Source organism: Meiothermus sp., from assembly GCF_025056915.1.
Classification (GTDB): Bacteria; Deinococcota; Deinococci; order Deinococcales; family Thermaceae; genus Meiothermus.
The window spans coordinates 1-7,125 of record NZ_JANWVH010000110.1 but is presented as its reverse complement, the minus strand read 5'-3'; the positions used below and the strand labels follow the sequence as shown (position 1 = coordinate 7,125).

The window sequence follows — 7,125 nt, the reverse complement described above, 5'->3', positions numbered from 1 at the left end:
TTTGTCCCTTCTCGTTTTCATGGGCGGCCACGTCTGTGAAGAGCGCGACAAGATTGACCTGATTCGCTCGCTATTCGGGTATGGTTGTACGGGCTCTTAAGCGACACAGCACCGAGTCGGACGCTTGGGCCGATTTGAACTTCGGAAGCCCCATCCAGAGCCCTCTCTTGACTGGGATAAACAGGCCACGGCTTGACACGGTATACCAAACACCCGTAAACTCTGGGCAAGATGTTTTCGGCAGGCAGCCTAATCCTAGTGGTCGTAGGCCTAGTAATTACCGGGCCTGGGGGGGATTTGGTGTAGCCAGCAGTCAAGAAGCGCATCCTAAAGCCCCCCGCACCACCGGGGGGCGGTTTTTTGAAGGGGAGAGCCTATGAACGGAGCCGCCGCTATCTTGAAAGCCCTGGAAATGCAGGGCGTGGATACCATCTTCGGGCATCCGGGGGGCACCATCATGCCCACCTACGATGCCCTCTACGACTCGCCCATTCGGCACATCCTGGTGCGCCACGAACAGGCTGGGGTTCATGCGGCCACCGCCTATGCCCGGGCCTCGGGCCGGGTGGGGGTGTGCATGGCCACCTCGGGGCCGGGAGCCCTGAACCTGGTCACGGGCTTGCAGGACGCCCTGATGGACTCCACCCCGGTGGTAGCCATTACCGGCAACGTGCCGCAGCACCTGATTGGCACCGATGCCTTCCAGGAAGCCGATGTGGTGGGCATTACCCAGCCCGTCACCAAGCACAATATGCAGGTGCGCAACGTCAACGACATTCCTCGGGTTATCGCCGAGGCTTTTTACATTGCCTCGACCGGGCGGCCCGGCCCGGTGCTGATTGACTTTCCCAAGGACGTTCAGATGGCCGAGTTCACCGGCACTTTCGAGGTAGAAGTAGACCTGCCGGGCTACAAGCCCACCTTCAAGGGGCACCCCCGCCAGATTGAACGGGCGCTGGAGGCCCTGCAAAAAGCCGAAAAGCCGGTTTTGATGGTGGGCGGTGGGGCACAGAACGCGGCCCCCGAGATCATTGCGTTTGCCGAAAAGACCGGCATTCCGGTGATTCCAACCCTGATGGGGCTGGGGGCTTTCCCCGGAACCCACCCTCAGTGTCTGGGGATGCCGGGCATGCACGGTTCGGTGGCGGCCAACCGGGCCATCCACCACGCCGATACCATCCTGGCCATTGGGCTGCGCTTTGATGACCGGGTGACGGGCAAGGTCTCGCGCTTTGCGCCCAACGCCCACACCGTGATTCACGTGGACATTGACCCCGCCGAAATCGGCAAGCTGATCAAGACCTCGATTCCGGTGGTGGGGGATGCCAAGTGGGTGGCCGCCGAGCTGGCCAAGGGCGCCAAAAAGCTGAGTCTGGGCAAGTGGTGGGCGCAGCTCGAGGACTGGAAAACCAAGCACCCCTTCGCCTGGAGGCCCAAGCCCCACCTGCAAAGCCAGGAGGTGATCCAGGCTTTCTGGGAGGCCACCCAGGGTAAGGCGGTGGTAACCGCGGGGGTGGGTCAGCACCAGATGTTCGCTGCGCAGTTCTACAAGTTCGACCGGCCACGCTCCTGGATCAACTCCGGGGGCCTGGGCACCATGGGGGTGGGGCTGCCCTTTGCCATTGGGGCGGCCTTAGCCCGGCCCGACGAGCTGGTCATTGACTTCGACGGCGACGGCAGCTTCCAAATGACCCTGCAAGAGCTGGCCACCCTCAAGAAACACAACCTGAACGTGAAAATTGTAATCCTGAACAACGGCTTTTTGGGCATGGTGCGGCAGTGGCAGGATTTGTTCCACGCCAAGCGTTACAGCGAGGTGTACCTGGCCGACTCCAACCCCGACTTTGCCAAGCTGGCCGAAGCCTACGGCATCAAGGGCATCACCCTGACTGACAAGGCCCGGTTGCAAGAAACGGTGAAGGAGGTTTTGGCGCATCCCGGCCCGGTGCTGCTGGAGGCACGGGTCTACCACGAGGAGGGGGTCTTCCCCATGATTCCCTCCGGCGGCGCCGCCGAGGACATGATTATCGAGAACCCCCGCGAGACGGTGGCCGGAGATTAGGCATGGGAGGTTGTGTCGGCTGGCTCCCCAACTTTTCCCACCTCGGCACGAAATAACAGGAGAACTATGCGACATCTGGTCTCGGTTTTGGTGCAGGACAACCCCGGCGTTTTGCAACGCATTGCCGGTCTGATTGCCCGGCGGGGGTTCAATATCGAGTCGCTGGCGGTGGGGCGCACCCATCAACCCGGTCTATCCCGCATCTCGCTGGTGGTCTCGGGCGACGATGCGGTTTTGGAGCAGGTCGAGAAGCAGCTCAACCGGCTGATTGAGGTTATCAAGGTGACCGACCACTCCGAGCCCCATGTGGAGCGGGAGCTGGCCTTGGTCAAGGTCAGCATCGCCGGCATGGAGGAGCGCATGGAGGTCAAGGACATTGCCGAGGCCTTCCGGGCCCGGATTGTGGACGTGGCCAAAAAATCCATCATATTCGAACTCACCGGTGACTCCACCAAGGTATCGAACTTTGTGGAGGCCATGCGACCTTACGGGTTGCTCGAGGTCATGCGTACCGGCGCGGTCGGCATGTCCCGCGGTGAGCAAGTACTCAAGGTGCGCGAGAAAAAAGCTGTCTAGGATGGGCTTAGGCCCATCTTTTCTTTTGTGAGGATGGTCGAGCGTCGAGCACTGGCTGACCTGCGACTTCTACCCTCAAAAACCAGGAGGCAAGCGTGAAAATCTATTACGACCAGGATGCAGATATCGGCTTTATCAAGGACAAGACCGTAGCCATTTTGGGCTTTGGCTCCCAGGGCCATGCCCACGCCCTCAACCTGCGCGACTCGGGCGTGCGGGTAGTGGTGGGGCTTCGGCCCGGCAGCCGCAACGAGGAGAAGGCCCGCAAGGCGGGGCTCGAGGTGCTCTCGGTGGCCGGGGCCGTCCAGAAGGCCGACGTGGTGATGATTCTTCTACCAGACGAGACCCAGGGGGCGGTGTACCGGGCCGAGGTCGAGCCCAACCTGAAGGAAGGGGCCGCCATCGCCTTTGCCCACGGTTTCAACATTCACTTCGGCCAGATCAAGCCCCGCCGCGACCTCGATGTCTGGATGGTGGCCCCCAAGGGCCCCGGCCACCTGGTGCGCTCGGAGTACGAAAAAGGCTCCGGGGTGCCCTCGCTGGTCGCGGTCTATCAGGACGCCTCGGGTTCGGCCTTCCCCACCGCGCTGGCCTACGCCAAGGCCAACGGAGGCACGCGGGCCGGCACCATTGCCACCACCTTCAAAGACGAGACCGAGACCGACCTTTTCGGCGAACAGACCGTGCTGTGCGGGGGCCTGACCCAGCTCATCGCGGCGGGCTTTGAGACCCTGGTGGAGGCCGGCTACCCCCCCGAGATGGCCTACTTCGAGTGCTTGCACGAGGTGAAGCTGATTGTGGACCTGATTTACGAGTCGGGCTTTGCCGGGATGCGCTACAGCATCTCCAACACCGCCGAGTACGGCGACTACACCCGCGGCCCTATGGTCATCAACCGCGAGGAGACCAAGGCCCGCATGCGCGAGGTGCTGCGGCAGATTCAGCAGGGCGAGTTTGCGCGGGAGTGGATGCTGGAAAACGTGGTCGGCCAACCTACCCTGAACGCCAACCGCAACTACTGGAAAGACCACCCCATCGAGCAGGTCGGCCCCAAGCTCAGGGCCATGATGCCTTTCCTCAAGTCCAGGTTCTCCAGGGAAGAGGTCAACAGTTGATGTCTATGGTCTATGGTCGATGGTCAAAAGTCTAGACTGCAATGCGCCATCGACAATCGACTATGAGCAGAACCGGAGGTACTATGCGGCACATCCGAATTTTCGACACCACCCTGCGCGACGGCGAGCAAAGCCCAGGGGTGGCCCTTTCACTCCAGCAAAAGCTGGAGATTGCCCACGGGCTGGCCCGGCTCAACGTGGATATCATCGAGGCGGGTTTTCCGGTGAACGGGGCCAGCGAGTTTGAGTGCGTTTCGCGTATCGCCGCCGAGGTCAAGGGGCCGGTCATCTGCGGCCTGGCCCGCACCCACAAACTCGATATCGAGCGGGCTGCCGCAGCCCTGGAGAAGGCCGAGAAAAAGCGGATTCACGTCTTTACCAGCGCCAGCCGGGTGCACCTGGAGTACATGCTGCGCAAGACCCCCGAGCAAATCCTGGAACTTTCCGACGAGATGGTGCGCTACGCCCGAGAGTTCACCGACGATGTGGAGTTCAGCGCCCAGGACGTGATGCGGGCCGACTTCGACTTCGTCTTGAAGCTCTACGAAACTGCCATCAACGCCGGGGCCACCACCATCAACATTCCCGATACCACCGGCTACGGCACCCCCCAGGAGTACGGGGCCTTGATTGGCCGCATTTACAGGGAGGTGGTGCGGGGGCGGGATGTGCACATTTCGGCGCACTGCCACGACGACCTCGGCATGGCCACCGCCAACAGCCTGGCCGCGGTGGAAAATGGGGCCACCCAGATCGAGTGCACCATCAACGGCATCGGCGAGCGGGCCGGCAACACCGCCCTGGAAGAGGTGGTGATGGCCCTGTACGTCCGGCGCGACCACTACCAGGCCCACACCCGCATCAACACCCGCGAGCTCTACCGCATGAGCCGGATGGTCGAGCGTTACACCGGCATGGTGGTGCAGCCCAACAAGGCCATCGTGGGGGACAACGCGTTTGCCCACGAGTCGGGCATCCACCAGGACGGCGTGATTAAGAACAAGGAGACCTACGAGATCATGAACGCCGAGCTGGTGGGCCGCCAGGCGGCGGTGCTGGTGCTGGGCAAGCACTCCGGGCGGGCTGCGGTGAAAAAAGCCCTGGCCGACCTGGGCTACAAGCTGGACGATGCCCAGATTGGGGCCGTCTTCGCCCGCTTCCGCGAGATTGTGGAGCGCAAGGGCCCCATCGAGACCGAGGAGCTGAGGGCTTTGGTCGAGAGCGAGGCGGCCTCCACCCCGCACCTGTTCAACCTCGAGAAGCTCCAGTTTTTCTCCGGCTATGGGATGCTGCCTACCGCCACGGTGAGCCTCGAGACCCCCAAGGGCGTGGTGACCACCACCGCCATCGGGGATGGGCCGGTGGATGCGGTTTACAAGGCCCTCTCCGAGGCCATCGGCTTCAAGCCGGAGCTGGAGCTGTACCGGGTGGAGTCGGTCACGGGCAGCACCGAGGCTTTGGGCGAGGTCACCGTCAAGCTCAAGCTCGGCGAGGTGATGGCCACCGGGCACGGCATCTCCCCGGACATTATCGAGGCCTCGGCCCGGGCCTACCTGGATGCTGCCAATAAGCTCGCGGCGGGGCAGTCGGCCCGGCACCCCCGCTCGCTGGAAGAGGTGCAGCGCTCGGGGCTGGGGAAGTGATGATTGAAATCCTAGACACCACCCTGCGCGACGGCACCCAGGGCGAGGCGGTGAGCCTCTCCTCGGACGACAAAATCGCCATCGCCAAGCGGCTGGCGGCCTTCGGCATTCCCATCATCGAGGGGGGCTGGCCGGGCAGCAACCCCAAGGACGCCGAGTTTTTCGCCCGCATGAAGGGGGTGGAATTGGGCCAGACCCAGCTTTGCGCCTTCGGCTCCACCCGGCGCAAGGGGGTGCGGCCCGAGGACGACCCCTCGGTGCAGGCCATGGTGGAGGCCGGAACCCCCATCGTGACGGTGGTGGCCAAGACCTGGGACTTCCACGTGACCCAGGCCCTCGAGGTCTCGCTGGAAGAGAACCTTCGCATGATCGAGGAGACCTACCGCTACCTGGTCGCCGAGGGTAAGCGGGTCATCCACGACGCCGAGCACTTCTTCGACGGCTACAAGGCCAACCGGGCCTACGCGCTGGAAACCCTGCGGGCCGCGGTGCGGGGCGGGGCCGATACCCTGTGCCTGTGCGATACCAACGGGGGGAGCCTGCCGGAGGAGGTGTTCGAGATCACCCAGGCGGTGCGGGCAGCCTTCCCAACCCTCACGATTGGCATCCACCCCCACAACGATAGCGAACTGGCGGTGGCCAACGCCCTGGCCGCGGTGCGGGCCGGGGCCACCCACATCCAGGGCACCATCAACGGCTACGGGGAGCGCTGCGGCAACCTCAACCTGACCAGCGCCATTCCCAACCTGATGCTGAAGTATGGCTACCGCCTCAAGGGACTGAGCCCGGAGGGGCTGACCCAGCTCCGCGAGGTCTCGCACTACGTGGATGAGCGGGCCAACCTGAGTCCCAACATCCGGGCGCCCTACGTGGGCGATGCGGCCTTTGCCCACAAGGGGGGCATTCACGTCTCGGCTGTTCTAAAAGACCCCCGCACCTATGAGCACGTGCCGCCCGAGGCGGTGGGGAACCACCGGCGGGTGCTGGTCTCCGACCTTTCGGGCCGCAGCAACCTGCTGGCCAAGCTGGCCGAGGCGGGCGTGAGCGTGCCCAAGGAGACCGCCGGGGCTTTGCTGGAGGAGGTAAAGCAGCTCGAGCACGCGGGCTACGCCTTCGAGGGGGCCGAGGCCAGCTTCTTCCTGCTGGCCCACCGGCTGCGGGGGGGCCGGATGCCTTTCAATGTGGAGGGCTTTACGGTCTTCGTGCACGTGAACGACGCCAACCCCGAAACCCCCACCTGGGCCGAGGCCACGGTGCGGGTTCGGGTGGGCGACACCCTCCAGCACACCGCCGCCGAGAGCCAGCACGGGCCGGTCTCGGCGCTGGACAAGGCTTTTCGCAAGGCCATCGAGCCGTTTTACCCCGAGATTGCCGAGATTGAGCTGTGCGATTACAAGGTGCGCATCCTCTCGGGCCAGGAGGCGGGCACGGCCTCGGGGGTGCGGGTGATGATTGAGATGCACCGCGCCGGTGAGCGCTGGAGTACCGTGGGGGCCAGCAAGAACAACCTCGAGGCCAGCCTCAAGGCCCTTACCGATGGCTACGCCTACGTGCTGGTCAAGGGCCAGCCGGTGCCGCAGGATTAGAGCGCCCTTCACATATTGTGAGCCGTTCGAGTTCGAGAAAGCCTGGTTCTGAACAGCACAGTGGCGGCCTGGAAACTCGAACACATGCGTCTCGGCCCAGACGCAACGCAGACAAGCGTGCCTCACCGAGGTGAGGCACGTCT

The 7,125-nt window shown here is 63.6% G+C and carries 5 protein-coding genes; all 5 read left to right on the top strand.

The window, feature by feature from the left end:
• The first annotated feature begins 376 nt into the window (after positions 1-376).
• The 5 genes from ilvB to cimA all read left to right on the top strand — a co-directional run bounded on the left by ilvB (position 377) and on the right by cimA (position 6,982).
• The gene (gene ilvB, locus NZN28_RS13375) at positions 377-2,062 is read left to right on the top strand and encodes a biosynthetic-type acetolactate synthase large subunit (RefSeq protein WP_295398949.1); all 1,686 of its coding nucleotides are present in this window, start codon (positions 377-379) and stop codon (positions 2,060-2,062) included.
• Positions 2,063-2,128: 66 nt separating this feature from the next.
• A complete protein-coding gene (ilvN, locus tag NZN28_RS13370; protein WP_208015642.1) occupies positions 2,129-2,638 on the top strand; it encodes an acetolactate synthase small subunit in 510 nt (169 codons plus the stop codon).
• Between the two features lie 95 nt (positions 2,639-2,733).
• The gene (ilvC, locus tag NZN28_RS13365; RefSeq protein WP_295398945.1) at positions 2,734-3,753 is read left to right on the top strand and encodes a ketol-acid reductoisomerase; all 1,020 of its coding nucleotides are present in this window, start codon (positions 2,734-2,736) and stop codon (positions 3,751-3,753) included.
• 83 nt (positions 3,754-3,836) lie between these two features.
• Positions 3,837-5,396 carry a 2-isopropylmalate synthase gene (locus NZN28_RS13360; RefSeq protein WP_295398943.1) on the top strand — a complete coding sequence of 520 codons (1,560 nt, stop codon included), beginning with the start codon at positions 3,837-3,839 and terminating at the stop codon, positions 5,394-5,396.
• Positions 5,396-6,982, top strand: a complete 1,587-nt coding sequence (gene cimA, locus NZN28_RS13355; RefSeq protein WP_295398942.1) for a citramalate synthase — start codon at positions 5,396-5,398, stop codon at positions 6,980-6,982. The genes NZN28_RS13360 and cimA overlap by 1 nt, the downstream gene beginning before the upstream one ends.
• Positions 6,983-7,125 lie beyond the last annotated feature (143 nt).

Excerpts from the sequence above, each read along its gene's own strand:
- ilvB (WP_295398949.1), top strand. The coding sequence starts at position 377 with ATGAACGGAGCCGCCGCTATCTTGAAAGCCCTGGAAATGCAGGGCGTG.
- cimA (WP_295398942.1), top strand. The coding sequence starts at position 5,396 with ATGATTGAAATCCTAGACACCACCCTGCGCGACGGCACCCAGGGCGAG.
- ilvN (WP_208015642.1), top strand. The coding sequence starts at position 2,129 with ATGCGACATCTGGTCTCGGTTTTGGTGCAGGACAACCCCGGCGTTTTG.
- NZN28_RS13360 (WP_295398943.1), top strand. The coding sequence starts at position 3,837 with ATGCGGCACATCCGAATTTTCGACACCACCCTGCGCGACGGCGAGCAA.